Source organism: Marinobacter sp. EVN1 (genome assembly GCF_000475375.1).
Classification (GTDB): Bacteria; Pseudomonadota; Gammaproteobacteria; order Pseudomonadales; family Oleiphilaceae; genus Marinobacter; species Marinobacter nauticus.
On the sequence record NZ_AXCB01000070.1, the window covers coordinates 504,673 to 522,847 of the forward strand.

At 52.0% G+C, this 18,175-nt stretch carries 14 protein-coding genes; 11 read left to right on the forward strand and 3 right to left on the reverse strand.

The window, feature by feature from the left end:
- The first annotated feature begins 550 nt into the window (after positions 1-550).
- Genes Q674_RS40995 through xrt form a run of 11 tightly spaced genes read left to right on the forward strand, consistent with a single transcriptional unit; the run spans position 551 to position 14,233 of the window.
- Positions 551-1,444, forward strand: a complete 894-nt coding sequence (locus Q674_RS40995; RefSeq protein WP_081698961.1) for a glycosyltransferase — start codon at positions 551-553, stop codon at positions 1,442-1,444.
- Entirely contained in the window at positions 1,422-2,621 is a 1,200-nt protein-coding gene (locus tag Q674_RS39595) for a glycosyltransferase (RefSeq protein ID WP_227501267.1), read from the forward strand. The genes Q674_RS40995 and Q674_RS39595 overlap by 23 nt, the downstream gene beginning before the upstream one ends.
- A complete protein-coding gene (locus Q674_RS39600; RefSeq protein WP_023010058.1) occupies positions 2,618-3,631 on the forward strand; it encodes a polysaccharide deacetylase family protein in 1,014 nt (337 codons plus the stop codon). The genes Q674_RS39595 and Q674_RS39600 overlap by 4 nt, the downstream gene beginning before the upstream one ends.
- The gene (locus Q674_RS39605) at positions 3,624-5,006 is read left to right on the forward strand and encodes an O-antigen ligase family protein (protein WP_023010059.1); all 1,383 of its coding nucleotides are present in this window, start codon (positions 3,624-3,626) and stop codon (positions 5,004-5,006) included. The genes Q674_RS39600 and Q674_RS39605 overlap by 8 nt, the downstream gene beginning before the upstream one ends.
- Positions 5,007-5,031: 25 nt before the next feature.
- A complete protein-coding gene (locus Q674_RS39610; protein WP_023010060.1) occupies positions 5,032-6,162 on the forward strand; it encodes a glycosyltransferase family 4 protein in 1,131 nt (376 codons plus the stop codon).
- Complete coding sequence (locus Q674_RS39615) at positions 6,159-7,673, forward strand: oligosaccharide flippase family protein (RefSeq protein ID WP_023010061.1); 1,515 nt, start codon at positions 6,159-6,161, stop codon at positions 7,671-7,673. The genes Q674_RS39610 and Q674_RS39615 overlap by 4 nt, the downstream gene beginning before the upstream one ends.
- Positions 7,674-7,676: 3 nt before the next feature.
- Positions 7,677-9,608 carry an asparagine synthase (glutamine-hydrolyzing) gene (gene asnB / locus Q674_RS39620; protein ID WP_023010062.1) on the forward strand — a complete coding sequence of 644 codons (1,932 nt, stop codon included), beginning with the start codon at positions 7,677-7,679 and terminating at the stop codon, positions 9,606-9,608.
- Positions 9,601-10,668 (forward strand): GNAT family N-acetyltransferase, encoded by a 1,068-nt coding sequence (locus Q674_RS41170; protein WP_023010063.1) that lies wholly within the window; start codon positions 9,601-9,603, stop codon positions 10,666-10,668. The genes asnB and Q674_RS41170 overlap by 8 nt, the downstream gene beginning before the upstream one ends.
- Entirely contained in the window at positions 10,647-11,549 is a 903-nt protein-coding gene (locus tag Q674_RS39625) for a glycosyltransferase (RefSeq protein WP_031210525.1), read from the forward strand. Before Q674_RS41170 ends, Q674_RS39625 begins: the two co-directional genes overlap by 22 nt.
- A complete protein-coding gene (locus tag Q674_RS39630; protein WP_023010065.1) occupies positions 11,546-12,667 on the forward strand; it encodes a GNAT family N-acetyltransferase in 1,122 nt (373 codons plus the stop codon). Before Q674_RS39625 ends, Q674_RS39630 begins: the two co-directional genes overlap by 4 nt.
- A gap of 12 nt (positions 12,668-12,679) precedes the next feature.
- Positions 12,680-14,233 (forward strand): exosortase, encoded by a 1,554-nt coding sequence (xrt, locus tag Q674_RS39635; RefSeq protein WP_031210527.1) that lies wholly within the window; start codon positions 12,680-12,682, stop codon positions 14,231-14,233.
- Here xrt and Q674_RS41000 read toward each other — a convergent pair.
- The 3 genes from Q674_RS41000 to Q674_RS39645 all read right to left on the reverse strand — a co-directional run bounded on the left by Q674_RS41000 (position 14,166) and on the right by Q674_RS39645 (position 18,118).
- The gene (locus Q674_RS41000) at positions 14,166-15,251 is read right to left on the reverse strand and encodes a glycosyltransferase (RefSeq protein ID WP_081698962.1); all 1,086 of its coding nucleotides are present in this window, start codon (positions 15,249-15,251) and stop codon (positions 14,166-14,168) included. The genes xrt and Q674_RS41000 overlap by 68 nt on opposite strands.
- A gap of 67 nt (positions 15,252-15,318) precedes the next feature.
- Positions 15,319-16,005 carry a PEP-CTERM sorting domain-containing protein gene (locus tag Q674_RS39640; RefSeq protein WP_023010067.1) on the reverse strand — a complete coding sequence of 229 codons (687 nt, stop codon included), beginning with the start codon at positions 16,003-16,005 and terminating at the stop codon, positions 15,319-15,321.
- Between the two features lie 148 nt (positions 16,006-16,153).
- Positions 16,154-18,118: a PA14 domain-containing protein gene (locus Q674_RS39645; RefSeq protein WP_023010068.1), complete on the reverse strand. Its 1,965-nt coding sequence runs from the start codon at positions 18,116-18,118 to the stop codon at positions 16,154-16,156.
- Positions 18,119-18,175 lie beyond the last annotated feature (57 nt).

Consider the following 18,175-nt stretch of genomic DNA (forward strand, 5'->3'; position numbering starts at 1 on the left):
AAAATTCAATGCCCGGATTGTTGTCAATGCCTGAAATTCGGTGCATTTGTTTCCCAGGTCACGCTGGGTAATGGGTTTAACGTCAATATGGTGCGGTGCTGGATCAATTAGGCGTGTCGCTCACCGAAAACACCGACGACACGCCGGAATCTGTATAGGGCAATCTGACCATCGAACCACTGGATTTGGGGGCAGTCCAAGACAAAGCCCAGGCCACGGTTATTCCGGTGTTCGGTCAAGTTAGGCCTTGCTGTGCCTACATACCCTCCAGTAAACGGGGCAACCGGAAGAACGTCGGTTTATCCAGAAAGGTTGGATATCTGTCTGTGCGCCCTCCGGCGGATGTCGCGGAAAAATATTACCGTTTGTGGCGATCTAAAAGTCAGTAAGTTCATGTTTAGGTTGATCTGAAGCTAGACGGCGCTTTTTCGTGAAAGCGCAAGGTATTGTTGTTTACAAAACGATACAAAATAGAAGATGATGAAAGTCGAATTTGTTGGTGTGCCGCTGGCAGCGCATTGATTGAGAATGGATGCTTGGAGAGTAGTAAATGCGATTAGATTCAGAGAAGCCTTTGGTCAGTGTCATCACCCCTACATTCAATCGCGTCGCACTTCTGCAGGACACAGTCCAATCTGTAGTTAGCCAGAAAGACTGTAATTTCGAGTATTTGATTATTGATGATGGGTCGACTGACAGTACACTCGATTGGCTTGATAGTCTTAACGACCCTCGTATCAAAGTTCTGACGCATCCCGGTCACGCGAACCGCGGCCAGGCTTCTTCCATTAATTTGGGGCTAAAAGAAGCTGTTGGTCGTTATTTTGTGATTCTTGACAGTGATGATTTGTTGGCTGATGGCGTACTTGAAGCGCACTCGAATTTTTTAGACATGAATACTGAATGTGGAATGGTTTATGGAGGGGGGAGTGCAGTTGATAATAATCTTGACTGCCTGTATCCGCTCTTCGGAAAGAGTCATGTAGAGAAAAATGATCCAAATGATTTACTTCTAGACTGTTATATACCTTCGCCTGGAGTGTGTATGTTCAGAGCGGAGGTGGTTAACAAAGTGGGATTTTTAGAAGAGTCGTTCCGTGCAGCTCAGGATCATGATTTTGTATTGCGTGTTGCGGAAAACTTCCCAATTGCTTTTTCTGGATTTCATGGTTTTTACTATCGGAAACATGAAGATTCAATCAGTCAGCGTGGGCTTGAAAAGCGTTGGCGAACTGGATTTGAGATATTAAAAAGGGCTGAAGCTCGTTACCCCTACCGGCGATCAACTATCCGTAAACGTCGTGCGTTGCTAAATTACAGAATGGGGCAAGTCTACCGGAGTCAAGGCAATGTTTTGCGCTCAGCTCTTTCACTGGCGCGAGCTGGGTTGGGTGATCCTGTACGTTCGGTAAGGGTTATCCTTGGCGTTGAAAAATCTGGATAGTGGCATTATGGAAATGGAGAGCCCTGTTCGCATTCTTTTTGTGATTGATCAGTTTGCCAGCCCTTATGCGGGAACCGAGGGGCAGTTGCTTCAGCTTCTGATGAATCTTCCTGCCGATCAGTTTGTTCCGGAGTTGTTGGTGCTGCGCTCATCAGCGTACATCGAAGAGGGCTCAATGCCCTGTAAAGTGAGCACGTTGGGTAGTTCTAAGCTGTTCAGCATAAAAACCTGGCTGGCGATGTTTCGTTTTGCGCGCCTTCAGAAAAAGGAAGGCACAGCTTTGTGCCATGTGTTCTTTAACGATGCATCTGTCATTTGTCCTCCGATCTTTTATCTTTTTGGTATTCCCACGCTCATTTCCCGCAGAGATATGGGATATTGGTACACCCGAAAATACCTTAGTGTGCTCAGGCAAACCGCGCGTTTCGTGAGGGGTGTTGTTGCCAATAGTGAGGCAGTAAAGGGTGTGACAGCCCAAAAAGAAGGGTTTTCTGAAGGGGATATTTCCGTCATCTATAATGGGTACCCGGCTCCCGAAGTGGCGTTGCATCCACTCCAGGGAGAGGCAAGGGCGCGTTACCTTGAATCTCTTGGCCTGCCTGAACAGGGCAGGTTTGTGGTGTTGGTCGCCAATCTTCGTGAAATTAAGCGTATAGGTGACGCAATAAAAGCCATGGGGATTGCCTCTCGGGCTTTTCCGGATTGTCATTTGGTGTTGATCGGTGCAGGTGATCAACAGGCGTACCGTGATCTGGCTGAAACCGAGGGGGTTGCTGAGCAGGTTCACTTTCTTGGGGCTCGCCCGGATGTAAAGGATATTTTGCGGGCAATGGATATTGGTTTGCTTTGCTCGGAATCGGAAGGTTATTCAAACGCTATTGTTGAGTACATGCAGGCCAGGCTGCCGGTTGTAGCTTCAGAAGTGGGCGGTAACAGCGAGGCAGTGCAGCATGGGGTTACGGGGTATTTATTTCCGAAGGGCAATACTGAGCAAATGGCAGAGTATTTGATGACCCTTCTTGGCGACGATGAAAGCATGAACGCTATGGGTGAGGCTGGTTGCAAACTCGCCAGTCAGCGGCATGCCCTGGGCGCTATGATTGAGTCTCACTGTGCGCTGTACACCGACATGCTGACTCGCGCCGGTGCCCGTAACCGGGGGAAGGGGGTTAAGTGAACATCTCTAAGTGGGTAAAAATAGCCGGCGAGTACGGGGGCTATGCGTTAGCTCGTGAAATGACCGGAGGCCACCCGCGTATTCTGATGTATCATCGGTTCTCCCGTTTGCCCAAAAAAGGGTATGTTGGCGCGGATGAGTTTGAATGGCAGGTTCGTTACATTGCCGAGCATTTTAACCCTGTAACCGTTTCGGAGGTTGCCTCTTCTCTTTACGGCACCCAAAAACTCCCAAGAAAAAGCATCGCTATTACTGTTGATGATGGGTACCGTGATTTTTATTCGATTGCGTGGCCAATACTGAGGAAGTATGGCGTTCCAGCCACCTTTTATGTGACGACAGGGTTTGTGAATGGTGAGCTTTGGTTATGGCCGGATCAGTTGCGGTACCTGTTGGAGAAAGCACCTGTAGCGCAGGGAAGGCACGATTTCGGGCTGTTCAGTATTGAAACGCCTATAAGGGCTGGCGATTTTGAAGCGGAGTTTTGGAGAATTAACCAGATTCTTTTGAAAGCGGATAATTCAGAAAAGCTTGAGTGTCTGGCTGGTTTGGCCCGGGCGTGGAAGGTGGAGCTACCCGGGTGCGCCCCGGGCCGCTTCCAGTCTGTTACCTGGGCCCAGTTGAAAGAAATGCAGTCTGAAGGGCTTGAAGTAGGGGGCCATACAGTTACTCACCCGTCCCTCGGCAGAGTGAGCGGTGATCAGGCCAGTAATGAAATTCTGGGGTGTGCGGAAGCACTCACGCAGAACCTGGGAGAGGCCTCACGCTCTTTTTGTTACCCGAACGGAACGCCAGATGATTTCGTTGGTGACCAGGTTCAGTTTGTGCGTGAAGCCGGCTTTTCTTGTGCAGTGGTGGCTTTTGCCGACAGCCGTGAGCATATTCAGAGATATGCTATGCGCAGGCACGCGAGTTCATCGGATCAGTTTCAGTTTCTAAAAGCGGTGGCCGGTATTGAGCTGCTGGGCATGAAGTTCAGGAAACATGCGTTAGAGACCCCTTATGAGTAGCCTTCCTATGGTCGCCCGGCAAGCATCCCATAAAAATGGGCCGGCAAACCCGCCAAGGGAGCAGGTCAGCGCGGTTACATTTGGGCTGTTTATTTATTTTTTAATCGATTTCTTTCTGCACCTCTCTGCGCGGATACCGGGCTACGGTGTTATCAGGCCTACGCTTCTACTCGTTCTTCTTATATCGGTAAGCCTTTTTATTCAACGCGAAAAGTTCAGGGGCTGGTCGAAAGACCCGATTGTCGCGTCTTTATTTGTGTTGGTTGTTTATCTGGTGGTATCGCTGCCTCTGGTTGAATGGCCGGGTAGTGTTGTGAAAAACAATCTGGGTGATTTTGTTAAAGCTATTGTTTTCTTTTATTTTACGGTGCTTTTAGTCGATTCTAATCGGCGCCTTAAAATTTTCTTGGTGGTTTTCATTGGTTGTCAGGTTTTTCGTGTTCTTGAGCCGTTGTTCCTGAACCTGACAGATGGATACTGGGGCAGCCGAACTCACCTAGGCCATGGGGAATTTTCACAAAGGTTAGCCGGGGCACCTTCGGATGTTATTAACCCAAATGAGTTGGGTTTTGTGATTGTTACGGCCATACCTCTTTTGCACTATCTTTTGTGGCCTTCAGGGCTTAAGGCCAAGCTTCTTTATTTGGTGTTGGTGCCGCCACTGTTGTATGCACTCATTCTGACTCAGTCACGCGGGGCGCTTCTGGCACTGTTCGTGGTCGCTTTTTTTGTGTTCAAAGAATCGAGCCGGAAATTCAGTTTGATTGTGCTTGCGGTTTTCATCGCGATGGCTGGGTGGCAGGTGATGAGTGATGAACAGAAAGATCGTTATCTGTCACTTATTGGCCAGTCCGAGACATCGAATGCGGCGACGGTTGATGGCAGGTTTCAGGGTATGATGCGCGAGTTCGCGCTGGGCCTCGAGCGACCGATTGTCGGGCATGGGCTTGGCACCACACCAGAAGCTAAGACGCACATACTGGGTAGCCGGCAGGCCTCTCACAATCTTTATGCGGAATTATTAATTGAGCTCGGTTTTATTGGTGCAGTGATTTTTTTACGCTTTCTTCTGAAGGTGTACCAGGGGCTTTCCGAAAATCAAAAACGAATTGAAAAATTGTCAGACAGGACCGGATCTTTCTATGTCAATCTGAACAAGGCTCTGATTGCCTTGTTCTGGATGTACGCAGTTTATAGCTCAAATTACTGGGGGCTTTCCCAGTACTACTGGTACCTTTTTGCCGGGGCGGTTGTTGTTTTTCACCGCCTGCTTCTTCTGGATGTGTCGGGTTCAAATAATGTCGAGGAAGTTTCTGAAGGGGCTGACCTCAAAAACCGTTTCAGTAATTTGGTGAGCCTGGCCGACAGGCGTTAAGTATTTTTATAAAGGGATTTTTTTGATGGACGTTGTTGTATTTGCAAGGCACCCCGGTGGAGGAATTCGAACCTATTTCTCGTATGTTTATGGGGATAAAGCATTAAAGGATTTTGATTTTAACCTTATAACACCGGAATCTTCGGCTTTGGAGTCTTTGGTAAAGCCTATAGACAATGTTTACGTGAGAGAGCAAACCGCTGAAAGTAACGTGAAGCTGTTAATTGCACTCTTGAGGTTTGTATTGAAAAAACGGCCAGCATTTGTTCACTCTCATGGCTTTACCGCCGGCCTGATCTCGGCATTGCCGCTTTGGATACTGCGTATCCCCCACATCATTACAACGCATGATGTTTTTATGCCCGGGCACTTTTCAGGCAGGCTAGGGGGGCTTAAAAAGTTCATTATGGCTCGTTTGTTTTCCCTGGCAAATGTGGTGAACCCCGTAGGTGAAGATGCCGCAGAGAACTTTTGGGAAACCTTCCCCGCCCTTGCTGCGAAGGGGCGGGTGCAGGCTGTAAGAAATGGCATCAGTAGCCAGGCATTTCTTGGAGACAATGCCAGAGATCTCCGGAAAGAGGCCGGCATACCCGACAACGCCTTAGTCGTTGGCTTTTTTGGTCGATTTATGGCCCAGAAAGGGTTTGGTTTGTTGGTTGATGCTGTTGAACAGTTGAATCGTCCCAGTAGTGAGACGCCGGTTCACGTCTGTTGCTTCGGCTGGGGAGGTTTTATCAGGGAGGAGCAGGCAGATATCCGCAGCCGGGGTTTGGATTCTTTTTTTCATTTCTTTCCGGCGACAGACTCGATGGCCGAAGCCATACGGGGAGTTGATGTCGTTGTTATGCCTTCGAAGTGGGAAGCGTGCCCACTCCTACCGATGGAGGTTATGGTATCCGGTCGGCCGCTCATTGCATCCAATTGTATAGGAATGAAGGAGGTGGTCGCTGATTCTCCAGCAATGGTGTTCGAGGTCGGTTCGTTGGGTGGGCTTCTCGAGAAGATCCAGTTGTTTGAGGCAAATCAGAATGCTTTTCAACTTGAATCGGACAGATTCAGGGAGGAAGCAGCGTTAAGATTTGATGTTAGCCAAACCTCCAGCAAGTTGGCACATCTTTTTGATGGTGTGTTGGCGAATATGGAGTCCGGTAGGTGATTCGTATTTTATTAGTCAACACCGGCTCAAATGTCCTGGTGATGCTCGTTAAACTGGTCATCACCTTCATTATGACCCCCGTTTTCGTTCACAACCTTGGGAAGTACGACTACGGTCTGTGGGAGATGATTGGCGCTGTAATCGGCTACATGGGGATATTGGACCTGGGCCTGCGGCCGGCCATCAGTCGGTATGCCGCGAAACACCACGCCGAGCAGGATTCACAGGCACTTGAGTCTGTGTACATGTCCGCCTTTGCGTTCATGATGATGGTCGGTCTGCTCCTCTTCGCCTTTTTCTTATGCTGGGGAATATGGTTTTCCGGTGCGATCGCCCCGGAGGGAGAGCCATATCAGAAGTACACGCTGTTTCTGATCATTATCGGCGCCCACCTGTTAATCTCGTTTCCCGGATATGTTGCAGAGAGCTACTTGGAAGGTTTCCAGAAGTACTACCTAAAAAACAACATCACGATTATCAATTCGATCGTGGGCTCCACGCTCCTTTACCTGTTCATCACTCCTGAAAACGGTCTGGTGCTCTTGGCAGGCATCAACGCCATTGGGATTTCCATAAAGTACATCCTCTTCATGTGGTTGCTGTCCCGCCCTGCCTTTGGTGCGATCAGAGCCCGTTGGCGTTCATACTCCTGGGTGCGTCTGAAAGAGCTGATTGTTTTCGGTTTTAAATCATTCGTTCAAGGTATTGCCACCCGTGTTGAAAATGCTACGGACGTTTTGGTGATTGGTTTGATTATGGGGCCTGCTATGGTTCCGTTCTACAGTATTCCCGCGAACCTGACTCAGCACATCCGAAACCTCGGGTGGACACTAACTCATGCCTTTATGCCGTTGTTCAGCGGCTTGAGTGCGAGGGCTGAGAACGACACCATCCGGCGGGTTTTTCTGATTTCGTCCCGTTACGTTGTCAGCATTCTTTTGGCCATGGGCACGGGGGCTCTGTTGTTGGGAGTGCCTTTTATCTCAGTATGGCTGGGGCCAGAGTTTGGTGAGAAGGCGGAATGGCTTATCGTGTTTCTGGTGTTCTTTACGGTGCTGCCTTTTATCAATCCGTTCGCCAGCCGTTATTTGACGGCGATTGACAAACACGGGATTTTTGCACGCCTCACTCCTTTGGCCGCCGCACTGAATATTGGCCTGAGCCTTGTTCTTGTTCACCCGTTTGGCCTTGAGGGCGTAGCTTTTGCTTCCGTCGTTCCCGGGTTGATCTTTGTCCCTTTATATCTCCGATATACCTGCCGCCATCTCGAACTTCCCGTCAGAGAGTATTTGCGCTCGTCTGTGCTGCCTGGGTTCGTGCCGGCTGGGTTAATGGCAGTTATTATTCTGGGTGTTGGTCAATATCTGATGTACGACAGTTACCGCCATATTCTGTTGGGTGCGGTTCTGGGGAGTATTGGCTGGCTGGCAGCCTTCTGGCTGCTGGTGTTGAACCGAGAAGAACGAGATTACGTGGGCGCTCGACTGGCTCGCATCGCAGGAAGGAAATAGTCCATGTGCGGCTTTGCAGGATTCGTAAACAGGGATGTGGGTAGAACCCCGGAGGCCACCCTGGAGTGTATGGGGGCTGCCATAGCTCACCGGGGGCCGGACGATTCAGGTATCTGGCTCAAGGCAGACCTTGGCTTGGGTCTGGTGCATCGCAGGTTGGCCATACAGGATCTGTCACCGGCGGGTGCGCAGCCGATGGCGTCAGCGAGCGGGCGCTTTGTTATTGCCTTCAATGGGGAAATCTATAACTTTCGGCAGCTGCGAGCAGAGCTTGAAAAGGAGGAATGCACCTTTCGGGGCCACTCAGACACGGAAGTGATGCTCCACGCAATTGAGCGTTGGGGGTTGGAAGAGAGCCTACCGAAGTTTTCGGGAATGTTTGCTTTTGCCCTGGTGGATCTGAAAAGCCGGGATCTGATTCTGGCCCGAGACCGAATGGGCGAAAAGCCACTGTATTATGGATGGCAAGGCAACACTCTGTTGTTTGGTTCGGAGCTCAAGGCGCTTCGGGTGCATCCTGCATGGCAAGGCGGTGTAGAGCCCGGGGCGCTGGCGCTGTTGCTCCGGCACAACGTGATACCAGCACCGATAAGTATTCACAAAGGAATTTTAAAACTACCGCCTGCCTCACTGGTTCGTTTTCCTCTTGATGGATCCTCACCGGCTACGTTACCGGAACCGCAACGCTACTGGTGCCTTGAGGATTGCTTTACAGAGAGCCGGGCGCCGGAAAGCTTTGAGGCTGCCAGTGAGCAGTTGGAGGCTTTACTCGGGAACGTGATCGAAGACCAGATGGTATCGGACGTTCCTTTAGGTGCTTTTCTCTCCGGCGGTATCGACTCTTCCACCGTGGTTGCACTTATGCAAGCCCGTGCAAGCCAGAACGTGAGAACGTTCAGTATTGGCTTTGATGAGCCGGGCTTCAATGAGGCAGAGCATGCTGCAGAGGTTGCCCGTCATCTGGGAACCGAACACACGGAGTTGTACGTAACTCCCGAGGATGCGCTTAACCTCGTGCCGCGGTTGCCAGATCTATACGACGAGCCTTTCGCGGATTCCTCGCAGTTGCCTACTTTTCTTGTCAGCCAGACGACACGGAAGCATGTCACGGTTGCATTGTCAGGTGATGGCGGAGATGAGTTGTTCTGTGGCTACACTCGGTATCCCTCGGTTTATAACCGTTGGCGGAGCCGAAGCAAGCCGGCTGGTGTCGCCCGGCGCTTGTTATCCCGCTTACCAGAGGCGGCGACGGCTCAGGCGATCCGGGCTCTGGTGCCTTCCCAGCGAGGTCGGTCGACGCTGGCAATTCGTCATCGCCTCAAAGCGGAGCGTGCGCTGGCCTCGGCCGTGGATCTGTCAGATTTCTATCGGCAGTCTGTCTCTTTCTGGAATGAGCCCGAGTGTTTTCGGAGGGACGTTCAGGAACCCACATATGGTCTGACCCAGGCAATCCCGCGCGGTGTTCCCCCCGACGGCTTGAAAGCGTTGATGTGGCGAGATCTGAATTGGTATCTGCCCGATGACATTCTGGTGAAGGTCGACCGGGCAGCGATGGCGTGTAGCCTTGAAACCAGAATACCGATGTTAGACCCGAAGGTGGTTTCCTTCGCGCTGTCGTTACCGTTGAGCTATAACCTTAATGGCGGCGTTGGCAAGCAGGTACTGCGTAGCGTTTTGTATCGCCACGTGCCAAAGGCCTTGGTGGACAGGCCCAAGCAGGGGTTTGCGGTGCCCGTGGGGCAATGGTTACGGGGCCCACTGCGCCCCTGGGCAGAGGCGCTGCTGCAACCGTCTGTGTTTGACAAGCAGGACTATCTGGACCGCTCAGTTGTGAATGCCTATTGGCAGGAGCACCTCAAAGGGCGGGAGGATTACTCTGCAGAGCTATGGGGCATTCTGATGTTTCTGGCATGGCTGGAGCGCACGGGTGGCTGAAATCAAACCCTATGATGATCAACGCCATCGGGAGCAGGTGCTGAACCTGTTTGCTGATGTGGAGTTCAAACGTGATATCTGGAGTTATCAGTTCCAGGAGAATCCTGGTGCGCGCGATCGTGGCTTTGCCCCGGTGGTGGCCGAGGAGAACGGTTCGATTGTCGGCTTCAACGGGGTGGTACCGGTAAGTATTCTATGGAATGGCCGGCCAACACAGGCCATGTGGAGCTGCGACTTCAAGGTGTCTGAGCGCCAGCGAGGAAAGGGCGTAGGTCGGCTGATCAAAGCGGAATTGGCACAACGATCTCCCATTCTTATGTCGTTTGGCATCAGCCCGGTCGCCGCCATCGTATTGCAGCGGATGGGTTGGCGCGCCAGCGACCAGGTGCATTTCCTTCGTAAAATCCGTCAGCCTCGTAGCGCTCGTGACTGGGCTTTGATGCTTCTGCAATTCTGCACTCGAGTGGTTAATCGCTCAGTGCAGAGCCGACACATGCGGGCGTCTCTCCTGCAGCAACTGCCACCCAGAGAACAGATTGATGAGTTGTGGGCGGCAGTTGCGCAAAGCTACGACAAGGTTGTTGTGAGAGACTGGGCTTACCTTGACTGGCGCTATCAGCGGCATCCGTTTGCACAGTACTCATTTCTGGAAGTACGGGACGAGAATGATTCCCTGAAAGCTCTGGGGGTTGTCCGTGCGGATGACCGACAGGTTCGGCTGGTCGATTACATCGGGCCAGCAGCATCAGCAGCGCTGAAATCGGCGGTTGTAGCGGCAATGCTGAGGGAATGGCCGAATGCAGCCTCTTATTCTGCCATGACGTCCGATTTGGAGCTGAAGCAGGTCATGAAAGCGCACGGGTTCTATCAAGGCCGTGAACAACCCCGATTCTTTGTGTGGGAATCACCACAGCGAGTTTCGTCAAGCGGAGATTGCACCAGCGGCTGGTTCATTATGGGGGGGGATTCTGATGGCGAACTGCTGCAGTCTGCCCGGGAAGCGTGGAATGAAGAACGTATCAACAAGGACGATAACGGATGTCGGCTAAAGACCCTTTGATCACTATTATCACTCCTACCTATAACCGTGCAGACTTTATTCTGCAGGCGGTTGAGAGTGTGATGGGGCAGACGTACGGAAACTTTGAATTTCTGATCGTCGATGACGGTTCAACAGATAATACGGTGGAACTGCTTGAACCTTACCTGAAGGATGAACGCGTTCGTCTGTTCCAGCAGGAAAACCAGGGGCAGAGTGTGGCTCGGAATCGCGGAATTGCCGAGGCGCGTGGCCAGTTCATCTGCTTTCTCGACTCCGATAATGCCTGGGTCAGAACGAAGCTGGAAATCAGTCTGAAGGCCTTTGAGGAGCATCCCGAGGTGGATATCGTCTATGGTGATTTCATAACCATAGACGGGGAAGGGCATGAACATGGTGTGAATCGTATGGCCCGTTATTCCGGCCGTATCACGCCGCAGTTGCTCCGGGATAATTTCGTGAGCATGAACACAACTATGACCCGCAAGCGCTGCTTTGACGAAATGGGGGGCTTTGACAGCGCCGATCGGTTGGCGGAGGACTACGGGCTCTGGTTGCGTTTTTCTACCCGCTATCAGTTTCTATATGTTCCAGTGGTGCTTGGGTATTACCGGGTTATGGAAAACCAGATTTCCTCTGACAAAGAGAGCCGGTTTCGAGCGAACGAACAGCTGGTCCAGAGTTTTCTGAAAGCCTTTCCTTCAGCAGTTACCCGGGGTGAGGCCCGCCGGGGGTTAAGTTATTTTTTTATTCGGAAAGGGCGATATGAGTACTCGTCTGGTCAGCGTCGCCAGGCCATTCGTTCTTTGCTTCGGTCATTGTCGAAGGACCCGTTCTGGATGGGCCCCTGGCGGTTCGCTGTAAAAATGGTGCTAACTTTCAGCCGAGGGAGGCGAATGTGACTTATACCGTTCGTCGCTTGTCTGAGAAAGAGTTTTTCGGGCTGCAGGAAAGCTGGGACCATCTGCTGGAGCAGAGTAATGCCGACCCGCTGTTCATGAGCTGGGCCTGGCAGGCGTCTTGGTGGGAAACCTGGGGCGATAGACTGAATCTCGATCTGTTGCTGCTGGGCGTATACGCCCCGGGTGATACGCTGGTTGGCCTGGCTCCGCTTTACCTGAGTGCCGTCAGTACGCCGCTGGGCTGGAAAGTTCGAAGGCTGCATGTGGTAGGTAATGCCTGGAAGTTGGGGCCTACGGTGCGTACGGAATACGTGGGTGTCATTGTGGATCGGCGTGAGCAACAGGCCATCCTGCAGGTGCTCGGGGGTTATCTCGCTGAGGTCCGGTGGGATGAGATGATCATTGCGGATGCCTCCGCGAGATCAATGCGTATGATCGAATCTGGCCTGAGCCACACGCTGGCTCTCTCCCGGGTAGTTCGGAGCGAGTCGGAAGGTGTGGTGATTCCAACTCAGGGGCAGTTTACGGACTGGTTATCAAGGCTTGGAAAGAATACTCGTCTGAAAGCCTATAATCGGCGAGAGTTGTTTGAAGGTACTTTGAATGGTTCCTTCGAGGAATGGCAAACCCCGGAGACGTTTCTGGCATTACTCAATCGTTTTCATTGCGAGCGCTGGGGAAAGCCCTGCTTTGACGACAATGCCGTTCGCTTCCATGAGGCACTTCTGAACCGGCTCTCTGGAAGCCAATCCGCGAGAATGTCGGTACTGAGAGCCGATAATCAGATTGTGTCTGTACTTTATGATGTCCGCGCCGGCAATCGGGTATACAACGTGCAAGCGGGGTTCATGCAGGATTTCCACAACAAATTGTCCTTGGGCACGCTCCATCTGGGTTATGCCATTGAGCGATCCTTTCAGGATTCGAGCATTGTCAGTTATGACTTGCTGGCCGGGTCCGGGAAAAATACGTTCTACAAACAGCACTTCAGAGGGGAGCAGGTGTTGTTTACCACCGTTGAGTATGTTCGTTCTCCCATTCTTAAAATGGCTTATGGGGCAAGGGGTTGTATGTCGCCCCGTTTAGTGTCCTCAATTAATCGTTTCTTTCGTCTCTGAGCGGGTGTTGTCATGAATAGGGAAAGGATGCCGTCTATCAGCCTGATGAGTCGCTTGTGGCCGTTCCTGCTTGTCTTATGTGTGCTGGCATTCGTTACTTTCCCTACTTTGGAGGGAATCGTGACGCGATGGTTAAAGTGGGACGAATCATACTCCCATGGTCTTTTGTTAGCCGGCGTGGCGCTGTATCTGATCTGGCGAAAGGCGAAGACCAATCCGGTGGCCCCGGGCTTCGCCCCGGTTTGGGTTCTTCCTTTGATAGCCTGTCTGCTTGCCTATTGGGTCGGCGGGTTGATTCGTCTTCAGGCGCTTCAGCAATTGGCGTTGGTGCCTCTTTTGTTTGCTGCCTGCGCGACGCTGATGGGGTGGCGCCAGGCTCGCTGGTTCATTGTGCCGCTGGGTTTGCTGTTTCTGACCATTCCTGTGTGGGATTTCCTGGCCTGGACGCTACAGGTAATTACCGTTGCCGTTAATAAGGTCCTGTTAGGTTTTTTCGATATTGATTTTGAGGTGGAGGGCGTTTTCGTTTACCTCATCGGTGTCGGAACCTTTGAAGTTGCTCATGGATGCTCTGGACTCCGGTATCTGCTGGTGGGACAGGCGCTGGTTCTGATTTATGGCGAGTTATACCTGTCGAGGTTGCGATCCCGCATCACGTTATTCTGTTTTGGGGTGGCATTCGCTCTACTTGCCAACTGGATCCGGGTGTTCGTCATCATCTACATGGGGTATGAAACGAACATGCAGTCCGGCCTGATCGAGGATCATGAAAACTTTGGCTGGTGGGTGTTTGCGGGGACGCTTGTTCCCCTCTATTTTCTGGCGCGTCAGCTTGAAAAACGAGACGACCAGGTTGTTGCCAGTCAGGATAGTGACGAGGAGCAATACCGCGCCAAACCCGCAGGGAAAACTGCCGTTGCTGTTGCGGTTGTCGCAATGTTGGGGCTAGTTACTTGGATCGCTCTGCCGGACAAACGCGGCAACATTGCTTCTGAACCTGAAGGTTACGTCATTGATTTGAGTGAAAGGTATGCCCCGGTGTTCGGTTCGGGACTTGATGGCTGGCGCCCCGACATTCTTAATCCGGACCGGGTGTATGTTCAGACGATGTTTGACCGCCTGCAGGCGCGTGCAGGGCAAGGTGTGGGCGTGACATTTTATCTCGGCACATTCACATACGAGTATCAAAGAAACCGCGCCGAACTTATCCAGTACAGTAATAGACTTTACGATCGTGATTTCTGGATTCCGGAAGGCTTCTTTGATGTTGAAAATAGCCTGAACATCCCTGTGCAGGGGGTTACCCTGAAACATCGTGTTTCCGGGCAACGTGTGCACCTGGGGTATAGCTACTTTGTTCAGGGGCAGTGGGAAACCGATCAGTGGCGCGCGAAGCTTGCTCAGGTGGGCGGATTCTTCAGTGGCCGGGATGATGCCTCGTTACTCATCTCCGCAGTGGCGTGTGATGGCTGTGAGGTGGCTGCAACGCTCGCTGAGTTTATCGAGTCCACCTTTCCGGTAATTCTTGAGCAGATTGATCAAGAGGTGGTGCAACCAGGCCGTTGAGTTGGTGCTCCAATCGAGACAGGAATTGTTCGTGATTGGTTAAATACCATTCGATTGCGAGCCCAGACATGTTCTCTAGGGAGTCAGGTTGCTGGTCTATGGCAGTTTGGATGCTCCTTTCAAGAGCTTGCTCTGAGACAAAGTAACGGGTACCGAGGCGGAACGTCAGTTTTCTTTCCACTTCTGCCAGAAAGCCTCTATCTTCCTCAACCAGCTCGTTCATCGGCGCTGCATCGGTTGTAATCGTGATGCAACCATTGCCCATTGATTCGGCAAGTGTCTGGCCATAACCCTCTACTTCTGACGGCAATATCGCAAAACCAGCCTGTGCCCACAGAGCAATCAGTTCATTACTGGTGAGAGTTGGCTTTATCTCAATATTGGACGCAGAGCAGGAAGTTGGTTCCAGGTGCTGGGAAACGAGGATTAGTTTTGGCCACTCGGGGTGCCTCTGCCAGCATGAGAGAACGCTTTGTGTGCCTTTGAACTGGCTGTTGCCGGCTACATGCAAAGCCAGACGGTAGTCTTTCTTTTTTGAGCCGTTCTGGGTGTTGATCTCACCGCCGGTAAACCCCAGGTATTGGGTGTCTGGATGTAAGGCGGAAAAAATCGATACCGCATGATGTGTTTTACAGAGTATGCGGTTGATAAAGTTGAGGTAGGGAAGCCTGGATTCAATGAACCATTCCTGGTTCGGGATTAGCCAGTGGTGCCGGCCAACCGCCAATTGGGTTACTCGAACATTCTCCAGGTGAATAACAAGATCCGCTCGTTTGCCCGGCTTGAGTATCCTGAGCAAAGCAACTTGGCTGCGATAAACGAGTTTCGTGATCGCACCGGGACAATATCTTTTCAGTACTTTGAATCGATAAATTGAAAGGTGGGATCGCCATAAGGGGGTAGGGGGGAGTTGAACCTGTCGGCATTGATGTCCTAGCCCCCGTAAAACTGCCTCCAGAATCTGGGCATCTTTCTGCAGCCCTCTGCCGCTATTTGAATAAACAATCAGTACATCCATGAACCTGACCTAGAATGAAAAAGCCCTGCAAATGCAGGGCTTCTAAAGCGTAACACAGAAGTCCATGTCAGGCTTTTTTACGGCCTTTCATGCGCACTGCAATACCTGCGAGGCCAAGGCCCAATAGCGCCAGGGTGCCGGGCTCAGGTACTTTGGTGGCGCGAACAGCGATGACCATGTCGTCGTGGTTGTCGTCGCCAGTCCAGCCGTCATCAAAGCTGATCAGGAAGTAATCCTGCTCATTGGGGACTTGGAAAAGGTTGAAGTTGACTGATGATTTGGGTTCGCCCGAAATATTTAATTGGCTACCGTTGGTTCCGTCGTTAAGCACTTCAACATTGTTTCCGTTTTTGAAACTGAATGTCAGCAGTTTGTCCAGGCCACCGTAGAAAACGGTACTGAAGGTGTCGTCTGGACTGTTAGTTTGGTCAAAAACCAAGGTGTTACCCCAGTAAAACTGGTTGTTGTCGCTCGCTTCCTTACCCAGGTAGGTGAAGGTCAGCTTGAACGGATCGGAGCTGGTGGATTTCAGGTTGTGGCCGAACAATACGGTATCACCCACGTTGTACAGAGGTGCATCCGCAGTCCAGGTACCACCTACGCGAGTGGCGTAATCGTTGTCTCCCGGAACACTTTGCTCAGCTACAGCGCCAGGTGCGTTTGCATTGGCAACAGCATCGATATAGGCAGCCTGAGCTACTCCAGCAAAACCGACGGCTGCAGCCATTGCCAAGCCTTGAGTCAATTTTTTCATTTGAGTCACTCCTCCAGTGAGTGGTCTTTGCGTTACGTCATCCTTTAATAAGCAGGCTTTGTGCCAGATTTTAAGTCATTGAATATTAATGAACTTTTCTGGTTGCTGCTGTTTGGTTGTAAAATAACTCGACAACTAAAATGCTCACTTAGTTAACCTGATGCTCTACCGGATCAGACGGTTCACTACTCAATCCATTGGTATCAATTACCTGAATCGTAAAGTACCAGGTGCCGGGCGCCAGGCCGGTAACCGTGGTTGAGGTTGTGCCTGCCGGCACCTCCAGAGTTTGAGTCAGGTTTGCAGCATCCTGTCCGTAGTTGATCCGGTAACGGTCAATTTCGCTCAGCGAAATGCTGCTGCCGTCTACCCTGGTGCCGGGAGGCGTCCACGACAGTGTCACACTGCCGCTGGCATCGCCGGTACCACCGGGCTGGCTGGTGACCGGTGATTCTGGCTCCGATACGGTTTCGAGCGTGTACGGGTGCAGACCCGATTGATAAGCCTCAAGAACCGTCACGCCGCTATCGTTAAGCACCCGGCTCGCTGATGGTTGCATCAGGGGGAGTCCGTAGCGAAGTTTGTAAAGATCGTCGATACTGTCGTTCAAGGTGCTTTCGGCGAACTCGCTGTCCAATGCCAGATGCTGGACGGTGTTGGTCGTGGATATGGCATCTCCAGTGGCGGCGTCGGTAATCGCCAGTTGTGCAGTGGCGCCCCAGCCGAACTCAAAGTACTCCATGGTGATGGCAACGGGGGTCCCCGCTTCGAGACTCGCGGTGGCGTTGTAGCTGGTGGGGGATTGGTTTTTCCACTGATCAATGACGGTAGAGCCGTTTAGGAAAAGCCGAACACCATCATCCGTAGTGGTGGTGAAGGTGTAGTCCCGGGTTCCTTCATTGTGAGGTGGTGTAAACCATCCCTGCCAACGCACGCTGAACCGGTCTCTTGGAAGCTCCGCTGACGGGCTTCCACTATTCCAGTTGAAGTTGACGGTCGCATCCCGCTGACTGTAAACGAAGCTGTCAAACTCGGTGCCTGTGAAGTACTGGCCGACGAATCCGGTTGCATACACTTCCTGGGGGGCAGGGAAGTCGCTGGCATCGGTAGGATTGGTGCCGGCCTGGTACTCTTGCAGGATGGTGTAGCCATCACCGTCAAGATCTACATTGGCATCGCCCGGGTTGGTGGGGTCCGTGCCATAGGCGTATTCGTATCCATCCGGAATGCCGTCGTTGTCGGTATCTTCGGTTCCGGGATTGGTCCTGGCCCAGAACTCATCCATGGCGGTAAGCAGGTCATTGTCGGTATCGGATTTGGCGTCGGCCGCATTGGATGGATCCAGCCCGTACACAATCTCCCAGTTGTCGTACAGATCATCACTGTCCGCATCAAGTGGTGGGTACTGGCTGTTGAATGAGAGGCCCTGTTCAGCGTCAAAGTAGCCGATTCGGTAGCCCAGATGGTAGGCATCTTCGGTTGTCATCTCGGGGGCCGAGTCAGGGGCTTTCTGGGCGTAGCTATGTAGCGCGCTGCCGCTGATCACTTGCTGAGAGATGCCGGGGCCGGACCAGGCGACGGTAAAGTGGTCGTCCCATCCACCTTCCTTGTGTCTGAATTCAAAGTAATATTTTTTGCCGGCCTCCAGATATTGTACGCCGGAGGTTTGTGAGGCGTAGCGGGTGAAATTATCGAGGGGCGTGGACATGGTGGAGGCGATCTGAACCGCACCGTCCGGGTTCTGGGAATCAGATAACCACAGTTGTGTCTGATCGTCGCCGCTGATGTAAAAGGTGTATTCGCCCGTTGCGGGGGGCTCGATAAAGCCCCGGATCAGTGTGCCGTAATTATTGGCTCGGCTGGTGGCTTGGCGCAGCTGGGTGAGTTCAGTGATTTCATCGGGCGAATCCGGATATTTCTCTGCATCCAGCATGCCCTGAACGTAGTTCCCGGAGATACCGTCAAAATACCAGACATCGACCTTTCCCGGTTCGCTCGCCTCTGGTATCGCGGCTGTCGGTGGCAAATCCTCAATATCCCTGAACTGCCAGTTCTGACAGCCGCTGAGCAGAACCACCACGGTGCCTACGCTCAACACTTTGATAGCAGCCATAACCCACCTTCCTTGCTATTGGAAACAATATGTAAAGTATTGTTGCAGTGTGTCAGG

Excerpts from the sequence above, each read along its gene's own strand:
- asnB (WP_023010062.1), top strand. The coding sequence starts at position 7,677 with ATGTGCGGCTTTGCAGGATTCGTAAACAGGGATGTGGGTAGAACCCCG.
- xrt (WP_031210527.1), top strand. The coding sequence starts at position 12,680 with ATGAATAGGGAAAGGATGCCGTCTATCAGCCTGATGAGTCGCTTGTGG.
- Q674_RS39640 (WP_023010067.1), bottom strand. The coding sequence starts at position 16,005 with ATGAAAAAATTGACTCAAGGCTTGGCAATGGCTGCAGCCGTCGGTTTT.
- Q674_RS41000 (WP_081698962.1), bottom strand. The coding sequence starts at position 15,251 with ATGGATGTACTGATTGTTTATTCAAATAGCGGCAGAGGGCTGCAGAAA.
- Q674_RS39610 (WP_023010060.1), top strand. The coding sequence starts at position 5,032 with ATGGACGTTGTTGTATTTGCAAGGCACCCCGGTGGAGGAATTCGAACC.
- Q674_RS39605 (WP_023010059.1), top strand. The coding sequence starts at position 3,624 with ATGAGTAGCCTTCCTATGGTCGCCCGGCAAGCATCCCATAAAAATGGG.
- Q674_RS39625 (WP_031210525.1), top strand. The coding sequence starts at position 10,647 with ATGTCGGCTAAAGACCCTTTGATCACTATTATCACTCCTACCTATAAC.
- Q674_RS40995 (WP_081698961.1), top strand. The coding sequence starts at position 551 with ATGCGATTAGATTCAGAGAAGCCTTTGGTCAGTGTCATCACCCCTACA.
- Q674_RS39645 (WP_023010068.1), bottom strand. The coding sequence starts at position 18,118 with ATGGCTGCTATCAAAGTGTTGAGCGTAGGCACCGTGGTGGTTCTGCTC.